Source organism: Alkalicoccobacillus plakortidis (genome assembly GCF_023703085.1).
GTDB lineage: Bacteria > Bacillota > Bacilli > Bacillales > Bacillaceae_D > Alkalicoccobacillus > Alkalicoccobacillus plakortidis.
The window spans coordinates 182,897-199,979 of record NZ_JAMQJY010000004.1 but is presented as its reverse complement, the minus strand read 5'-3'; the positions used below and the strand labels follow the sequence as shown (position 1 = coordinate 199,979).

Annotated in this window: 17 protein-coding genes and 2 pseudogenes; 7 read left to right on the top strand and 12 right to left on the bottom strand. The window is 38.3% G+C overall.

Features of this window, described 5'->3' with window-relative positions:
• Positions 1-53: 53 nt before the first annotated feature.
• From NDM98_RS20495 to NDM98_RS20470, 6 genes are all read right to left on the bottom strand, one after another.
• Complete coding sequence (locus NDM98_RS20495; RefSeq protein WP_251611387.1) at positions 54-755, bottom strand: class I SAM-dependent methyltransferase; 702 nt, start codon at positions 753-755, stop codon at positions 54-56.
• 22 nt (positions 756-777) lie between these two features.
• Entirely contained in the window at positions 778-2,511 is a 1,734-nt protein-coding gene (locus NDM98_RS20490; RefSeq protein ID WP_285804093.1) for a serine hydrolase domain-containing protein, read from the bottom strand.
• 193 nt (positions 2,512-2,704) lie between these two features.
• Positions 2,705-3,046: a zinc ribbon domain-containing protein YjdM gene (locus NDM98_RS20485; RefSeq protein ID WP_251611385.1), complete on the bottom strand. Its 342-nt coding sequence runs from the start codon at positions 3,044-3,046 to the stop codon at positions 2,705-2,707.
• A 56-nt stretch (positions 3,047-3,102) separates the two neighbouring features.
• Positions 3,103-3,840: an SRPBCC family protein gene (locus tag NDM98_RS20480; protein WP_251611384.1), complete on the bottom strand. Its 738-nt coding sequence runs from the start codon at positions 3,838-3,840 to the stop codon at positions 3,103-3,105.
• Positions 3,841-4,056: 216 nt separating this feature from the next.
• Positions 4,057-4,521, bottom strand: coding sequence for a dihydrofolate reductase family protein (locus tag NDM98_RS20475; protein WP_307728914.1), 465 nt, complete (start codon positions 4,519-4,521; stop codon positions 4,057-4,059).
• Between the two features lie 86 nt (positions 4,522-4,607).
• A complete protein-coding gene (locus tag NDM98_RS20470) occupies positions 4,608-5,054 on the bottom strand; it encodes an RrF2 family transcriptional regulator (RefSeq protein WP_251611383.1) in 447 nt (148 codons plus the stop codon).
• Positions 5,055-5,601: 547 nt separating this feature from the next.
• Here NDM98_RS20470 and pgsB point away from each other — a divergent pair.
• The 4 genes and pseudogenes from pgsB to NDM98_RS20450 all read left to right on the top strand — a co-directional run bounded on the left by pgsB (position 5,602) and on the right by NDM98_RS20450 (position 8,586).
• Positions 5,602-6,789, top strand: coding sequence for a poly-gamma-glutamate synthase PgsB (gene pgsB, locus NDM98_RS20465; protein WP_251611382.1), 1,188 nt, complete (start codon positions 5,602-5,604; stop codon positions 6,787-6,789).
• Between the two features lie 21 nt (positions 6,790-6,810).
• Positions 6,811-7,259: pseudogene (pgsC, locus tag NDM98_RS20460) on the top strand (poly-gamma-glutamate biosynthesis protein PgsC).
• Positions 7,260-7,270: 11 nt separating this feature from the next.
• Positions 7,271-8,404: a CapA family protein gene (locus NDM98_RS20455; protein ID WP_251611381.1), complete on the top strand. Its 1,134-nt coding sequence runs from the start codon at positions 7,271-7,273 to the stop codon at positions 8,402-8,404.
• Between the two features lie 2 nt (positions 8,405-8,406).
• Positions 8,407-8,586, top strand: a complete 180-nt coding sequence (locus NDM98_RS20450) for a hypothetical protein (RefSeq protein WP_251611380.1) — start codon at positions 8,407-8,409, stop codon at positions 8,584-8,586.
• A gap of 85 nt (positions 8,587-8,671) precedes the next feature.
• On the opposite strand, the gene NDM98_RS20445 is transcribed toward NDM98_RS20450, so the two are convergent.
• On the bottom strand, positions 8,672-9,697 hold the full coding sequence (locus tag NDM98_RS20445; protein ID WP_251611379.1) for a Gfo/Idh/MocA family protein: 1,026 nt from the start codon (positions 9,695-9,697) through the stop codon (positions 8,672-8,674).
• A gap of 19 nt (positions 9,698-9,716) precedes the next feature.
• Entirely contained in the window at positions 9,717-10,472 is a 756-nt protein-coding gene (locus NDM98_RS20440; RefSeq protein WP_251611378.1) for a sugar phosphate isomerase/epimerase family protein, read from the bottom strand.
• A 266-nt stretch (positions 10,473-10,738) separates the two neighbouring features.
• Between NDM98_RS20440 and NDM98_RS20435 the strand changes: the two genes are divergently transcribed.
• Together NDM98_RS20435 and NDM98_RS20430 are read left to right on the top strand one after the other, a co-directional pair.
• Positions 10,739-11,299 carry a helix-turn-helix domain-containing protein gene (locus NDM98_RS20435; RefSeq protein ID WP_251611377.1) on the top strand — a complete coding sequence of 187 codons (561 nt, stop codon included), beginning with the start codon at positions 10,739-10,741 and terminating at the stop codon, positions 11,297-11,299.
• A gap of 137 nt (positions 11,300-11,436) precedes the next feature.
• Complete coding sequence (locus tag NDM98_RS20430) at positions 11,437-11,793, top strand: cupin domain-containing protein (RefSeq protein WP_251611376.1); 357 nt, start codon at positions 11,437-11,439, stop codon at positions 11,791-11,793.
• A 110-nt stretch (positions 11,794-11,903) separates the two neighbouring features.
• Here NDM98_RS20430 and NDM98_RS20425 read toward each other — a convergent pair whose 3' ends face one another.
• Positions 11,904-12,557 (bottom strand): Type 1 glutamine amidotransferase-like domain-containing protein, encoded by a 654-nt coding sequence (locus tag NDM98_RS20425; RefSeq protein ID WP_251611375.1) that lies wholly within the window; start codon positions 12,555-12,557, stop codon positions 11,904-11,906.
• Positions 12,554-12,739: a hypothetical protein gene (locus NDM98_RS20420; protein WP_251611374.1), complete on the bottom strand. Its 186-nt coding sequence runs from the start codon at positions 12,737-12,739 to the stop codon at positions 12,554-12,556. Before NDM98_RS20420 ends, NDM98_RS20425 begins: the two co-directional genes overlap by 4 nt.
• Positions 12,740-12,896: 157 nt before the next feature.
• Here NDM98_RS20420 and NDM98_RS20415 point away from each other — a divergent pair.
• A pseudogene (locus NDM98_RS20415) lies at positions 12,897-13,563 on the top strand (NAD(P)H-dependent oxidoreductase).
• Positions 13,564-13,623: 60 nt separating this feature from the next.
• On the opposite strand, the gene NDM98_RS20410 reads toward NDM98_RS20415, so the two are convergent.
• A complete protein-coding gene (locus tag NDM98_RS20410; RefSeq protein ID WP_251611373.1) occupies positions 13,624-15,075 on the bottom strand; it encodes a glycoside hydrolase family 1 protein in 1,452 nt (483 codons plus the stop codon).
• A 22-nt stretch (positions 15,076-15,097) separates the two neighbouring features.
• Positions 15,098-16,963 carry a beta-glucoside-specific PTS transporter subunit IIABC gene (locus NDM98_RS20405; RefSeq protein WP_251611372.1) on the bottom strand — a complete coding sequence of 622 codons (1,866 nt, stop codon included), beginning with the start codon at positions 16,961-16,963 and terminating at the stop codon, positions 15,098-15,100.
• Between the last annotated feature and the right edge of the window lie 120 nt (positions 16,964-17,083).

Genomic DNA, 17,083 nt, shown 5'->3' with positions numbered 1-17,083 from the left:
TACTCCAGTAAACAGGACTTCCCAATCAACGATCCGTACGAATTTACACAGCCTCAAACCTTTATGACCAGCATTGAATGTGCATTTGCATGAAATTCATAATCAGACTTCACTTCAGTAACCACACTACCTGCTTCGGTTAAAAATTCAATGACCTCATCAAGATACGTGTACCTTTTGCCTTCCAAATCAACGAGTGGAAAAATTCGAATCTCTTCTTTTGTTACCCGCATCAATTCTTTTATTGTGTTTAGATGAAAAGTAAAATCCAGACGATCGCTATACATGAATAAAAAATGGGCAGAAAGCGTTACATCAAATGTTTTATCACGGAACGGTAGGCTAGGAAGATTCGTAGGTACATAACGATTGTTATTGGTTTTCATATCTTCCACACATTCTGTTAATGCCTCTATCCGATTTTCTTTCAGATGCTCCACATCACGAAAATACTCCCAAATGTACTTATGCTTAGCTTTTGATAAACCATTCATGGCATAGCTAATATCTTCTAATCCCTTTTTCTTCAGGTCATCACTTGGATGAGTATACGCAATATCACACGCAGTAACGTCTATTCCTAATTCATTTGCTCGTGCAGTAAACGAACAGGCACCAGCTGGACAATCAAGGATCTTCTTATTCTGTAGATCCCAACTGTCAAGACGAAACATCATCACATATTCCTCGTATGTTCTTCCTATAAAAATAATTCGATCCAACTCTAAATAATTTCTCTTCTCATCTCTGCTCAACTGACTCACCTCTTCTACTTATCTACCCATAAAATCCCCATATAAGCAACAACGTTATTAATAAAACTGTCATACTAATTGTTATGCTGTACGTAATTTTTTGTATAATCAGAAGTCTCGATTTTGGCCATCTCCAAGCCATAAAAGCCATGGAGAGTAGTGCAATCACTGAGAAAAAGCCATTTAATAAAATCTGTGGTGCAACCTCGGCATACGCACGATCATAGGATGAGAGCATTCTAATTACTAGCACAATGATATTCACTAACGTAGCCGTTCCGCATACTACCAAAACGGCATGCCATATGGATATTTGAGAACTTCTTCTCTTTTTCATCTTATTTATGATTGCTTTTATAACTAATATTAATGGAGCCACAAGAAAATACAGAACACAAACAATCGCCAAAACCATGTAAGCATTTAAAATTGGAGTTGTTTTCCCAGCAGGCAATGGCAAATAATCTGAGATTGAAGTGGAGATCTGTTGTACCTTTCCATTCTCTACTTGAAAGCTTAACTGTTTCATAGGGTAAAAGATCGTATCACCATGACTCATTTCATATACATAAGGACTAGTCTGTACATAGTTTGCGGTAAAACCAGCATAATTAATTTCAATTTCATTTTCTTGAATCGGTTTTACTTGATATGGCATCAGGAAAAAATACAAGCTAATAAAGCTATGATGAGGTCTACGCGCTGCGAGAAACGATCCTTCAAGCTCTTCCGTATTCGGAAGGTCTTCTACAGCAGCTTGTGGTTCACTTTCTCCAACAAGAAGTGCAGTTAAGCCATAGTTAATGTCCATCTCTCCTGCTTGGTTCGTCAGCACAATCACAGCAAACTCTTCTTCAGGTACTAAATGTAGATTACTTGAAAAGGATGTTGTGTTTCCCCCGTGAGTCACACCGCGAGAATCACCTGCATACTCCCATAATCCATGGGCAATTCCACTCACATGTTCATTTGCTGAATAGCTCTGTGAAAGTAAAGTTTCAAGCGTTTCTTCCTTCGTAAATAGTGGGGATATCTCCCCTTCTTTTGATAATAGCGCATTTGCAAAGATCGATAAGTCTTCAGCTGTACCATTCACCCCACCACTTGGATACATAGACATATAATACCAATCAGATTCTACAAAATGTTCAGGTGAAGATAAGACATATCCCTTGGCTTTGTTCTCTAAAAGGTTCTCTTGCCCATTGAAAGTTGGATGTATAATCGTTTGCTTCATATTTAATGGTTCCAAGATATTCTTTTGGACATATTCATAAAACGGCTCGTCAGTTATGCGTTCAATGATATATGCAGCAAGTGACGTTGAATAATTGGAATACGCAACGACTTGGCCCGGTTTATATACTTGATGTGGCTCTGCAAGCTGAAGTCCTTGTTCAAGAGAGGTAACACGATCGGCTGAGGCAAAGCCTAAATCAAAAATATTTTCTTCAAACCCAGAGTTATGATTCATCAAATGCAGCATAGTTATTGGCTCGTCATAGCTAAGCTTTGTTAAGAAGTCATCTGGCAAATACGTTTGTATATCTTCATTAAGGTCAAGCTCTGCTTGTTCAACCATTTGCATTGCAGCCACCCAAACAAACAGTTTACTAATCGATCCCCACTCCATAATCGTTCGCTCTGGTTGCATCATATGGTTATTCTCAATATCTGAGAGTCCATACCCTTTTGAGAAAACGGTCTCATGATTTTTCATCACAAGTACACTTGCTCCAAGCAGTGGTTTGACCAATGTACTCTTTTACATAGTCGTCGACCCTAGTTTCTAAGTCCGATAGAGGAATTCCTGATGGGGTCAACTCTTCTGAAGCATGTAATGGCTTTATATAAATGATAAAGGTCAAACATAATACAAGTAGTAGTATGAGTACATTTTTCATTTTCATAGGTCTTTCCCACCTATCCTTAGTTTTGCATGTAACTAGTCATACCTTCTTCACAAACTCAGACTTCAAGCTCATCGCACCAAATCCATCAATTTTACAATCGATATCATGGTCTGCCTCTACCAGACGAATACCCTTCACTTTAGTACCCATTTTCACAACAGATGAGCTGCCTTTTACTTTTAGATCTTTTATCACTGTAATCGTGTCACCATCAGATAAAATGTTTCCATTTGCATCCTTTACAATTTTCTCTTCACTTTCCACTTCAGTTTCAGCTGAAGCAGTCCATTCATGGGCACATTCTGGACATACAAATAGACTGCCGTCCTCATATGTATACTCTGATTGACATTTTGGGCAATTCGGTATTTCATTCATGATTGTTGTTCTCCATTCTTTTAGGTTCTTCATTAAGTTAATCATTCGTTTGTACGTTAAGCAACAGGGTAGTCGTCTCCATATTTTTTCTTTAGTAATGGGATCCAAACCGTCTCCACCCATTCATAAAATCCCGCTTCTGCTTCTTCAAAGCTATTTGCTCGTAATAGATGAACTCTATCTTCATCCCACTCATAGTCAAAGCGTTTTAGTAGATTGTATATATCATGGTGATCATGGTTTAATAGAACGCTCCATGTTTGATCTTCATTTAAATGGAGATCACCAATAAGGCTATACGTTCCGTCTTCTGACTCATAATACACTTCCCATAACCTATGATTATGCGCATGAACATAGTCAACAAATTTTTGATAGATATCTTTATATATAAATCTATTCATCCACCCAAATAATGTTGTTAAGAACTTGTACCTTACATTACTGGGAGTGATACTAGCCTCAACTTTAAAAAGAGTACCATCTGTATCTTGTGATAATTGATACCTTGTAATACTGATTCCTTCCTTTGTCTCTGTTTTGACAACCGCTCGAAAAGGCGGCTTATAATCCAGTATTTTTGCTTGAAAAATGAATTCTTTTTTGCCGACTTTTTGAACCGTTTGATAAGTAGATCCTGCCTCCAGTTCATCCTCAGAATGTTTCTCGTAAGTGTTTCTTACGATGAACTCATTCCACTGTTGAACATGCTCGTCTTTATTTAAGTACGTAAAAACTAAATCAATTGGTGCATCAATCAATTCTTCATAAGTAAATACAATGATCTCGTTCACTCGTTTAATTTCCCCTTTTTTTCTACCTTTGTTTTATCCCTCTATCTAAGAAAGATCGTCTCTCTAATTATACCAATACTCCTAAATAAAGTGGGTAAAAGTAAAAAGAGCATGGGACAATGTTACTCATCCCATGCTTTGTTCTCTTTTTATTGTCTGATCTCATAATGTAATTCTACAAATTGATTAAATGTTCTTGTGCTTTTTAGGCGCCAATCAAGCTTGGTAGTCACCTTCTGGAAAGAGACGAATTCCATTTCCAATAAGTGTTGGAGCTATTGTTATAATCATCTCATCAATCTGATTTGCTTCAATAAATGAATGAAGTAATGCACCACCGCCAGCAACCCAAATGTTTTTTCCAGATTGCTGTTTCAGGTGACTAACAAAGTCACTAATGTTTTCATTTAGAAACGCAATATTCTCCGTATCTTTTTGCGCTCTAGCGTTCGAGAATACGTAACACTGTTTTCCCTTATAAGGGAATTCTCCTTCCATTTGTGTGGTGATCCAGTCATATGTTTTTCTGCCCATCACAACGGTATCAACAGTTTCGTAAAATTCCGAGTAGCCATTATCTCCCTCGCCCTCAACATTAAATAACCAATCCAAGGACTCATCCATAGTTGCGATATAGCCATCAAGGCTCACTGCAATAAAAAGAACAACCTTTCGAGACATTTTTCCACTCTCCCATAATCGAATGTATGTTCTTTTTATTGTACTCGGAACCTACCATACTCTTCAAGTACATATAGGCTATGAACTTAAAGTTTAAATGATATATCTGAGTTTTTTTCAACATCATTCGATGCCTCTATTGCAGTATAATTAATCAAATCCTCTAGCGTATATTGATTTAGCGCAGATAGAAAATGATCGACAGCGTGTTCAAAGATAAAGCTAAAGGTTAACGTTGATAGTGCATGATGATCTTCGCTTGAATCCACTACGTTTAAATCTTCTAATATTCTTACCAAAGTTCCTATGTAAATCTGAGCAGGTTCTTTTGCTAATATGATTCCACCATTTCTTCCCCTTACTGTACGGATATACTCTTCTTTCCTCAGTGATTGAACAATTTTCATTAAGTGGTTAATTGAGATGTCATACGTTGTGGAGATGTCTCTTAAGGTAACAAGCTCCCCTTTTGGCACACTTCCTAGATGCATTAAAACGCGAATTGAATAATCTGTATACAATGTTAATCGCAACGAAGTCACCTCTTTACTCGTTTAGTTTTTGATCTGTGAATAGATTGCTGAAGAGTATATGGTTCTATATGTAAATACACGGCGATTAGTTTAACATGTCCAATATGAATTTTGTATGAAATTCATATTAAGATTTCATTATCAATTAGAGACATGATTATCGTTAACGCTTACACATACGTCTTTAATTTATCATTTTTCTACATTTTATTTAGAATTGCTATTGGGAAATTAGCGAATTGCTATATGAATTAAGCTCATTTCTGCGTCAATAAACTTATGTATATGTTAGAAATTCTAACAGCGTAAGCCTTGCGCCAGTTCACATGGACTCACATTGGTATATTTAACAACTTGGTCTCAACTCTCATAACGATTTTCCTACAAGAAACACTGTATTAGAAATACTTCATTTTTTGTTAGGATTGCGTTTGTTATGGTTTAAATGACAAAGCGATTCTATCAACTCAAAAAGGAGGATACTCGTTTTTTAGAGAGAGCCATACGTAGATAAGGAGTAATGAGTAGAGAGAAAGGAAGTGGTCTAATGTGGATAATAGCGGGTGCTAGTATTTGTGCAGCGGGAATTGGCATATGGGAGAAACGGCGCCACCAGAAGAATATTAATGCTCTCCCCCTTCGTATTAACATTAACGGAATTCGTGGTAAATCCACGGTCACTCGTTTAATTATGGGTGTTGTAAAAGAAGCTGAATATAAAGCTGTTGGAAAAACAACTGGTACAGATGCTCGCATGATCTATTGGGACACTGACGAGGAAGCTCCAATCCCTAGAAAACCTCAAGGCCCAAACATAGGTGAACAAAAAAAAGTGATACAAGAGGCTGTTGAACGTGGTGCCAATGCAATGGTCAGTGAATGCATGGCAGTTAAGCCAGAATATCAAATTATATTCCAAGAGCAATTACTTCAAGCGAATATCGGTGTCATAGTGAATGTTCTTGAAGATCATATGGATGTAATGGGACCGACTCTCGATGAAGTGGCAGATGCTTTTACAGCAACCATCCCACATAATGGACATTTAATTATTACAAATGATCAATATAGTGATTTTTACAAGCAAATTGCAAAGAAAAGAAACACTCGTGTGATCATAGCTGATAATACTAAAATTACCGAATCATACCTGCGAAGTTTTGAATATATGGTCTTTCCTGATAACGCATCTTTAGCTCTCGCTGTAGCAGAAGCAATTGGAATTGATGAAGAGACCGCATTTAAAGGTATGCTTAATGCTCCACCAGACCCCGGAGCCATGCGTATTCTGCAAATCCAGCAAAATGATCCTGAGCAAAGGAGTTATTTTGTTAATGGATTCGCCGCAAATGATGCCTCCTCCACCTTATCGATTTGGGATCGAGTGAAACAAATTGGTTATCCAACTGAAAAGCCAATTGTTGTAATGAACTGCAGAGCTGATCGAGTGGAACGAACCGAGCAATTTGCGCTTGATGTTTTACCATACATTAAAGCCGAACACCTTGTTTTGATTGGTGAAACCACAAGTCCTATTGTTCAGGAATTTGAAAAAGGAAACCTTCCATACGAACAATTTCATAATTTGGAGCACTTTACTACAGAGGAAATCATGGACATTCTCATACCCATTTCAGAAGGAAGAACAATCTACGGAATTGGTAACATTCACGGAGCTGCAGAACCGCTCATAGAACAATTAAAACTAGTTAAAGCACCTAAGCTTGTAAGCTAATCGGAAGGAGTCTACGACACTATGTTTGGGTCAGATTTATATGTATCACTTATACTTGGCGTCTTGCTAAGTTTACTTTTTGCGGAGAAAACAGGAATTGTTCCTGCAGGTTTAATTGTTCCTGGTTACTTAGCTCTTGTTTTTGATCAATTTATGTTTATGTCCGTTGTATTAGTTGTAAGTATCTTAACCTTTGTTATCGTCAAATTTGGCTTATCAAAGATCATGATATTATACGGACGACGCAAGTTTGCTGCCATGTTAACAACAGGTATTATGCTTAAGCTTTTACTTGACCTCGCCTACCCAGTCATCCCGTTTAGATGCTGGAATTTAGAGGATTAGGCGTTATTGTTCCTGGACTTATTGCAAACACAATTGAGCGCCAAGGAGTAACACTCACACTTGGCAGCACATTATTACTTAGTGGCGTAACCTTTGCTATTACTAGTCTATACTTTCTAATTTAAGGGTGAGAGACATGAGAGAGAAGCGACCATTAACGTTAACACAGAAACTATTAAAACGCTCAAAAGTAGAAAAGAAAAAAACAACCAAACACATTCTAATTAGTTTGCCACTACTTTTACTTTTGATCGTTGTGCTTTCAATAGTCAGCACAAGACCAATTCCTGAGGTACAAAGTAAACAAACAAATCTAGCACGCGGCATACTTGTTGGAGACATCATGATGGCTGGTCACGTCCAGACTCAAATTGATGCGACAGATGAACAAAGCCTCTTTACTCATGTAAAACCATACTTTGAGCATGCGGATTATGCGACAGGCAATTTTGAAAGGCCTGTCGCCGAACAATCCAGTGCAGATTCTGATTATTCTTCCACTGCAGATTCTGTCAGTGCACTGCATGCAGTCGGCTTCTCTGTAATGAACCTAGCAAATAGCCACTTGATGGACTATGAAGAAGATGGGCTACAAGAGACCCTTTCTGCTTTTAATAACGAAGGAATTGATATGACAGGTGCTGGTGAATCGATTACTGACGAGACAAACAGTATGTCATTTAATGAAGTAAATGGGGTAACGATTGCAACATTAGGATTCTCTGATGTATATGAAGATGGTGCAGCAGTTGATGATTCAAGTGGTGGTATCACCACTTTTGATCCCGAGACTTTTATTCCAATGGTCGCCAAAGCGAATCAACAGGCAGACGTTGTCATCGTTCATGCTCATTGGGGTCAGGAATATGATAATACGCCAAGTGAAAGACAACAAACACTCGCACATTCCTTATCTGATGCTGGTGCAGACATCATTGTTGGTCACCATCCACACGTTCTTCAATCAATAGAAGTTTACAATGACACAGCAATCTTTTACAGCCTCGGAAATTTCATATCTGATCAAGGATGGACTAGAACAAGTGAATCGGCATTAGCACAGTTTGAGATCACAGAAAACGGAACAACCGAATTTGAAGTTGTGCCGTTACTGATTAAAGAAGCTTCTCCAGCTCCTCTCTCCTGGTCAGACAAGCTTAATGAGCGATCCATTATTCGTCAGTTAACGAAGGATGATCATTTTGATTGGACAGAAGAAGAAGGTGTAATCCATTTCTCAACAAATTCAAGAGATACAGGAGGTCACTAACTATGAAACAAATTCTTAGATCCGCTTGGCCCTACTTTGCCATTGCTATTGTCTTTGTACTTATGACATCAGTCAATTTTACGGAGTCGATAAGCGAAGAAGAACAATATGAGATTGATAGCTTGTTAAATGAAGTTCAACAGGCAGATACTGTTGATCAGATTACTCAAGCTCAAGAGTAGTATTGAAAAGAAGAGACAGGACTAGAAAAGGAGCCTCCCGACATCATTTCATGTCTTGGAGGCTCCTTGCTAAGTTCATTTCTCATTAATCTTTTTGTAAATGGCCGTCGGAATCAAAATAAATGATTGTTTGATCTTTCGCTGAACGATAGCAGGCCTCTAACAAAGAAATGGTTTTTAAATTATCCTCACAATCATTAGAAGCGCTTACATTTGATTCGATGGAGTGAATGAGTTGACGTATACCTTCGTATGCACTTTCCGGTTTCTTCTTTTGACCGCCTGTTGAGGACTGCCATACCTCTACTGGATCTTTTATCCCTTTTTTGTATAAGGCGACGTCATTATAACCAGCAACTAATGTGCCTGTCTCACCAACAACGATAAGCTCCGTACGCGAGAATGCCGAGGATAAGCTTTGAGAATAAGAAACAGTAACACCATTTTGAAATAAAATTTGTACTGACGCATCTGTATCACCCGCGCATTCAACGGCTTTTGATGAGTACGTTTGACAAACTAAACTTTTTGCCTCACTTTCGAGAATCCACCTAAATCCATCTAGCCAATGCACCCCCATAACAGATAGCGAGTTTCGTTCACATTGTGTCCTCCACCCTTCATCCTGTCGAAAATGAAAATCGTGGAATTTTACAGAGGACACACTCCCGATTGCGCCATCACGAATTTTATTTTTGACAAAATCAAATGGATAATGTGTTCTAAAATTTTGATTAATACTTATAGGAACATGGTGCTTACGAGATGCCTCTGTTATTTCTTTTGCTACATCTAATGTCTCAGCAAAGGGTTTCTCACAAAATACAGCAATTCCTGCTTCAATTAATGGTAGAATCACTTCTTTACGGATTACAGATGGTGTACATACAATGGCAATATCTATGCCACTATCTTCAATAAACGCTTGAAAATCTGTAAATTGTTGCGGAATATGATACGCCTCTGCCCGTAATGATAATATGTCAGGATTCAGATCACATATGGCTGTAACCTCCACCTGATCTTGATGATTCTTTAACCCTTCCAAGTGCATATTCGTTACATTCCCCGCACCTACAATACCAATTTTGTAGCGATTTTTCTTGTGCAAATGAATTTCCCCCTTGCAGCTATTTTGATAATAATCCATGAGACATATAATTGTAGCAATCCTCCATTGCTTGTAGCAGATCTCCCCCACTTTCCTCATCTGCAGAGACCCAACCTTGATAGTTGATTTTTTTAATAGCCTGGAACACAGGCGCAAAATTAATTTCGCCTTCACCGAGGACTTTCCACTCTCCTTGAGAGAAGTCTTTCAAATGGAAGTTATCAATATAGCTACTGAAGCTATTAATCACCTCCGCAATATCCTGAATACCAGATTTGTAAAGGTGGGCCGTATCGATAGTTAACGTTACCGTATTCTCTTTAACATGATCAAAAAACACATCAAAATCTTCTCGATACATTACGGGTTGATCGTAATGATGATGTAGAGATAAGCTAACTCCATGTTCTTCGCGGGCTTCATACGCTAAATCTGATAACGTCCTTGCATATGTCTTTAGATCAGAATTAGTTACCTTTTCTCGCGAAATACCGTGGCAATAAACAATTCTTTCAACACCAACCTTCCGAGAAAATGAAAAAAGAGATCTTAATTCGTTTTGATTGAGTTCGTTTAAGCTGCCACCAGCAATTAAAGCAGATGTAATTCCTTTTTGTTCTCTCCACAACTCTATGAACCTCGACGTGTCCTTAACATATGGAGCATACTGTGGTGGTTTTAACTGAAGCCCCTCATATCCCATCGACTGAAAGCGAGTGAATAGAAGCTCTTGTTCATTCTCATTTTTTGTTGGACTTGAAAAAGCTAATTTCATTTTTCTGTTAGTCCTCCTTTGTAAAACTGATTATGTAGGGATGAAACATTCATAAATTATATTGTTTATTTTAGTTCAACTATGTTGAATCGTCAATCAATAATTAAAGTTAAACTGAATGTAAGTTAGACTGAATGTAAGAACGGTTTTGTTTTATAAATATCATAATCATTCAACTCTATAGAGTACGAGTATACTCTCTCTTCCTTTTTGAATATTGATTTATTATAATGTAACTAAATAATCCGCATGAAAGGAATACAGATATGTCCATCGGAAAACAGTTAGGATCACGGATTCGTATCATCCGCAAACAACAAAATAGAACGTTAGAAGAGATCTCTTCATATTGCGGCTTTACTAAAAGCCTTTTATCTAAAATAGAGAACGGTGTAACAACCCCACCTATCTCAACCTTAATGAAAATTGCCGAATCGCTTGGAGTCACTGTATCCGATTTGCTTGAGGAAAACAAAGTTGAGGGTACAGTTTATACCCCTCAATCAACATATAAGCAAAACAAAAACTGGATCAAAACAGAAAAAGGATATTCCTTTTATGCATTTGCTGCAAGTCGTCAAGATAAAATCATGCAGCCGTACTACTTTGTAGCTAAAAAAGGAGAAATAAAAAGTCATGTCCTCTCTCATAGCGGGGAAGAATTTCTGTTTGTTTTAGAAGGTGAAATGAAATACAGAGTAGCCAATACAGAATACACACTAACTCCTGGTGATACGATTTATTTCACGTCGTTAGAAGAGCATACACTAACCCCTATTACCGATGAGGTGAGATATTTAGCCGTTTTTGCAGTCACCCCCGAGTGAGTACACATCACTCTTTTTTAATTAAATGTACACCCTTTTTACGTGAGGACGTTTGCTTTCGGTAAAATTCTCTTGAGTAATTCAACATAGTTGAATTATAATGATTACACACTCAATCACTCAAGGAGGCTATGTATATGGCGACCATTACTGATTTAAAAGAGGCGAAACACGTTCTAACTATGGATTGGGGAAAGATCCAATGGCTCATTGGAAAAGAGATTGATCCAGACTGTGAAATGACATTTGGAATGGTTTATATCGATGCTGGTACGTCTAACCCTAGACACAGACACCCGAATTGTGAGGAGTTGATTTTTGTCTTATCTGGCGAGTGTGAACATTCTCTTGGTGATGAAACCCATCACTTAAAACCAGGCATGATGCTGCGTATCCCACGCAACGTCGTACATGACGCAAAGGTTACAAGCTGGGAGCCATGTAGGATGTTAATTATTTATTCTTCACCAGATAGACAAACGATTGGTGAATAAATCCTGAGTGAATGTTTGACTATTAAAAGCAAAAAAAGATCTCCATCACCAATTTCCTGGTGGGTGAGATCTTTTTCTGTATCAAAGACTAGTTATGCCCCAGATGCTTCTTACTTTCTTACGATCTCATAACCGTCACCAAATCCTTGCGTTGACCGCACAGATTTATGTAAGCATTCATCTATAAAATGAAGAGCCGTGCCATCATTAATTCCATAACCCTCCATCACTTTACCTTCCTTAATTAGCGCTTCATAAAAAGGGCGTCTCTTTTCTTCTCCATCATAATGAGGACAAGCACTCCCTTTTAATAATCCTAGCCCGTCAATTGCATAGAGTGGTCCATTAAGTGGGTCAGTTAAGCCTTGCTCAAACCAACAAATCGCACCGGCGCTCAAACCTGCTAAGATAATGTCTTGTTGATAAGCTTTCTTAAAAATATCATCTAATCCCCATTCTCTCCAAAGAACTAGCATATTCCTTGTACTGCCGCCGCCTACATACATAATATCTTGGTCAAAAACAAAAGCTTCTAAGTTCGTAAAATTAGCATCAAACAACGACAAGTGAGTTGGAATACAAGACTTTGATCGAAACGCATTGTAGAAACGTTTAATGTACTGATCTTGATCTCCCCAAGCTGTTGGGACAAAACAAACCTTAGGCGTTGCTTTTCTAGCCTGCTTCAAAATGTAGTCATCTAAAGTGGGGTTGTCTGGCTCCATTGAAAAACCACCTCCACCAAGCGCAATAATCTGTCTCATGATTTTTCAAACCTTTGACTGGTCATAACTCCAACGTTAAAAACGGAAATAATCATGATAAAAAAGAAAAGAACCTGAATGACCGGATCCGCGCTCCACTGACCAATAAAATTCATAAACACCAAGACGATAAACAGAACTGTAGATAAACTTACTATGATGTATCTTGTAAAACTACTCACTACCATACCCTCCAATAATTTCTGCTCTATAAGCCTTCTAGATGATTCAGCCAATTCCTTCCTTAAAATTAAGTATCTTCATAAGCCGGTTCCCTTGTTTATTCATCCATTCTTAGCTACCCTTTACATAAGATCATCTAAAAAAGGAATGAAACCAATGACCAATACAAATGACAAGAAACAAGAGATTTTAGACGCTTTTTATTTTAGACATGCAACAAAAGAGTTCGATTCAACAAAAAAAATATCCGATAGCGACTTTGAATTCATCTTGGAAACTGGCAGACTTTCTCCAAGCTCTGTTGGCTATGAACCGTGGAAATTTATTGTTGTTCAAGACCCAGAACTACGAAACAAACTAAAGGATGTCTGCTCAGGTGCTATTCGTCAGTTAACATCTGCAAGTCACTTTGTTATCACTCTTGCACATACAGAGGCGCGCTTTGATTCGGAGTATGTCTCCTATATTAATAAGAGTGTTAAAAATCTACCTGAAGCAACGATTAACGAGCTTGCTCCACGATATAAAGCTTTTCAACAGGACAATCAAAATTTATTCGAATCAGAACGTACACTTTTTGACTGGGCTAGTAAGCAAACCTATATTGCATTAGGAAATATGATGACATCTGCTGCGCAAATTGGCTGATTCCTGCCCGATCGAAGGCTTCCAACCGGATAAAGTAAACGAGATCTTGAAGCAAGAAGGCATTGACACGGATACATGGAAGGTCTCTGTGATGGCCGCGTATGGCTATAGAGTAACAGAACCGGTAAAACCAAAAACAAGACAGGCATTGTCTGACATTGTGAAATGGATATAATATAGAACAAAAGCGCGACGAGTGAATTAAAAACTCGTCGCGCTTTTTCTGTATGAATTTCTATAACACTTCTCCGTTTGTTTCAATGACTTTCTGATACCAATGAAAGCTCTTTTTCTTTGACCTGTTTAATGTACCATTACCTTCATTATCCTGATCTACGTAGATAAATCCATAACGCTTCTGCATTTCAGATGTTGAGACGCTGATAAGATCTATTGGCCCCCAAGCCGTATAGCCCATCACGTCCACACCATCCTTAATCGCTTCTTTCATTTGCACAATGTGTTTACGTAGGTAATCAATCCGGTAGTCATCCTCAATTGATCCATCCTCTTGAATGGTATCAATCGCTCCGAGGCCATTCTCCACAATAAAGAGCGGTACTTGATATCGATCATATAGTTTATTTAGCGCAATTCTCAATCCAACAGGATCAATTTGCCAGCCCCATTCCGAGGATTCAAGATAAGGATTTTTAATACCGGCAAATAAATTACCTGGAGCCTTTTCTCCATGTGGTGAAGAACTTGTGACAAATGTCATGTAATAACTAAATGATAAGTAATCGACCGTATGATTTTTTAGAATCTCTTCATCACCAGGCTGCATCTCAATCTGGATGTTTTGTTCCTCAAAGAATCGATTGATGTAGCTTGGATAATAACCACGCACCTGTACATCTGTGAAAAACATATTTAGCTGCTCTTCTTTTAGCGTTTTTAAGACATCATCGGGGTTACATGTTTCTGCATAACTCTCCATCAAGGCAAGCATACAACCAATTTTAAAATTAGGATTAATCTCGTGCCCTGCTTTTACTGCTAGTGCGCTTGCCACAAATTGATGATGTAATCCTTGATACGAGGCTTGTTCCACATGTTCATACCGATCTGAGACAATCCCACCACCATTATACGGACTTAACGTGATGCAATTAATTTCATTAAACGTCATCCAATACGTAACTTTGTCTTTATAACGTGCAAAAACAGTTTTTGCGTAATGCTCAAAGAACCCAACCAATTTTCTGTTTGTCCATGCACCATATTCTTCAATGAGGTGAATAGGCATCTCGTAGTGTGATAAAGAAACAATTGGTTCAATACCATATTTCCTTAGCTCATCGAACACATTATCATAAAATGCCAAGCCTTCTTCATTTGGCTGAGATTCGTCCCCTTTTGGAAAAATACGCGGCCAGGAAATAGACATACGGAAAGCTTTAAACCCCATCTCAGAAAGTAGAGCAATATCCTCTTTATAATGATGATAAAAATCTATACCGTGTCTTTTAGGAAAATGCCTTGGGCTATTTCCTTCTATCGCCTCTTTGATTTGTTGACTACTAATATCAGAGGTATGATCACCAGTACGTTCTTCTTTTGGAATGTATGGAATCATATCGGCACTTGACAGACCTTTGCCTCCTTGATCATATGCACCTTCTATTTGGTTGGCTGCTGTCGCTCCTCCCCAAAGAAAACCCTTAGGAAATGTATACTGTGTCATCACGATTCCTTCTTTCCGTATTCTAGTTTAATGTAAGTAGTGTTTCTCCCTGTTCAACATCCTTTTCCACAGCTCCATCAACAGATGAGTACTCTGCTGTATTTGTAACAATGATTGGAGTAATGGTTTCATACCCTTCCTGTTCAATTGCTTGTTGATCAAAAGATACTAGCTTTTGACCGATCTCAACTGTATCGTCAACTTGGATATAAGATGTAAAGTGTTTACCGTTTAGCTTAACCGTATCTATTCCAATATGAATCAGAATCTCCGCACCCGTTTCACTTTTTAAACCAATCGCATGATTTGTTTTAAATAAGGCTGAAACGGTTCCTTTAACAGGAGACACCACAATACCATCAGTAGGACGAATGGCTACGCCTTTCCCCATCAACTCATCAGCAAACGTTGGATCTGGTACAGCTGATAACGGCTCTACAAAACCTTTGATTGGACTAAATATTTCTTCTGACTGAACCTGAGCAATTGAGGTTTTCTCTGAGTCAGTCCCTTCATTTACGACTTCATCTAAATCCTTCTCTTTAAAGTCTTCGAATCCAAGTACATACGTCACAATCGTCGCTACCACAAATGCTATTACCATACCTAATAATCCATATAAAAAGGTTGGACCGATTAACGTTGGAATTCCCGGTAAGCCACCAATCCCACTCAGAACATAAGCTTTCACTCCAAATAATCCGAGAACGGCTCCACCTGCAGCTCCACCAATCATTGCCGCATAAAATGGACGTTTTAAGCGCATGTTTACACCGTACATGGCCGGTTCAGTTACACCCATTAAAGCTGTTATTGACGTGGATAAAGCTAATGCCTTAAGTTTTTTGTTACGGGATTTTAGGAATACCCCAAAAGCCGAACCCGCTTGTCCCATATTAGATACAAACGTTACAGGGATGATATAGTCATATCCCTTCTGCGCAAGTGAATTTAAGATAACTGGCACTAGTCCATAGTGCATTCCTGTAATCGTTATGATTGGCATCAACGCACCGAGGAAAATTCCTCCGAAGACTCCCGTTTTAGTCATTAATCCAGTTACAACGACAGAAAGACCATCGCCAAGTAAAGTTCCCAATGGACCAATTGCAAGGATGAGCACAGGCACCATAACAAGCATGACAATCATTGGCACAAGTAATAATTTTAATGATTTGTGAATCCAACGATCGACCACTCGTTCAAAATGAGAAGCAAGCCAGATCGTAATCAAAATTGGAATGACCGAAGAAGCATACGTTGCTTGGATAATTGGAATGCCAAAAAACGTAACGGCTTCTCCCGATGAAAGTAACGCAGAAATCGACGGATGAAGAATAGCTGCTGCTATCCCTGCCGCAATATACGGATTACTTCCTAATTTATGGGCGGCACTAACAGCCAAAATTAAAGGCAAAAAGTAGAATACTCCATCGCCAATTGCATTAAGGATAATATACGTACTACCTTCTGTATTCATCCATTCAAAAGCTGCAATTAAAGCAAGAAGACCTTTAATCATCCCACTACCTGCAACTGCAATTAAGATAGGGGCGAATACCCCAGAAATAAAATCAAATAAACGATTAAGGGGGTTCCCCTCTTTTTTCTTATTACCTTGATTTTTTTCGCTACCTTGACTGCCACCTGTTTGTGCAACAATGGCTTTATATACAGCAGGTACATCATTTCCGATAATCACTTGAAATTGAGACCCACTAATATTTGTACCCACTATTCCATCAAGCTTTTCTAAGGCTTTTCGATCAGCCTGATCATTATCATTAAGATTAAATCTCAACCTTGTCATACAATGAGTCATATGGTCTATATTTGACTTTCCACCTATATGCTTAACAATTTCATTTGCTAATTCACTATGGTTCATAGCTCGCTTCTCCTTTTAATTGAACATCCAAACAACGCGTGCACTCGTTATTTAGTCAGCACTTAGAGCAAAAAGAAAGACCTAAGTACCTATTTCAAAACACAACAAATAATCGTGTCT

What these genes read in the sequence shown, in the direction of transcription:
- pgsB (WP_251611382.1), top strand. Translation starts at nt 5,602, where the DNA reads ATGTGGATAATAGCGGGTGCTAGTATTTGTGCAGCGGGAATTGGCATA.
- NDM98_RS20455 (WP_251611381.1), top strand. Translation starts at nt 7,271, where the DNA reads ATGAGAGAGAAGCGACCATTAACGTTAACACAGAAACTATTAAAACGC.
- NDM98_RS20475 (WP_307728914.1), bottom strand. Translation starts at nt 4,521, where the DNA reads ATGTCTCGAAAGGTTGTTCTTTTTATTGCAGTGAGCCTTGATGGCTAT.
- NDM98_RS20430 (WP_251611376.1), top strand. Translation starts at nt 11,437, where the DNA reads ATGGCGACCATTACTGATTTAAAAGAGGCGAAACACGTTCTAACTATG.
- NDM98_RS20450 (WP_251611380.1), top strand. Translation starts at nt 8,407, where the DNA reads ATGAAACAAATTCTTAGATCCGCTTGGCCCTACTTTGCCATTGCTATT.
- NDM98_RS20485 (WP_251611385.1), bottom strand. Translation starts at nt 3,046, where the DNA reads ATGAATGAAATACCGAATTGCCCAAAATGTCAATCAGAGTATACATAT.
- NDM98_RS20405 (WP_251611372.1), bottom strand. Translation starts at nt 16,963, where the DNA reads ATGAACCATAGTGAATTAGCAAATGAAATTGTTAAGCATATAGGTGGA.
- NDM98_RS20410 (WP_251611373.1), bottom strand. Translation starts at nt 15,075, where the DNA reads ATGACACAGTATACATTTCCTAAGGGTTTTCTTTGGGGAGGAGCGACA.
- NDM98_RS20425 (WP_251611375.1), bottom strand. Translation starts at nt 12,557, where the DNA reads ATGAGACAGATTATTGCGCTTGGTGGAGGTGGTTTTTCAATGGAGCCA.
- NDM98_RS20435 (WP_251611377.1), top strand. Translation starts at nt 10,739, where the DNA reads ATGTCCATCGGAAAACAGTTAGGATCACGGATTCGTATCATCCGCAAA.
- NDM98_RS20440 (WP_251611378.1), bottom strand. Translation starts at nt 10,472, where the DNA reads ATGAAATTAGCTTTTTCAAGTCCAACAAAAAATGAGAATGAACAAGAG.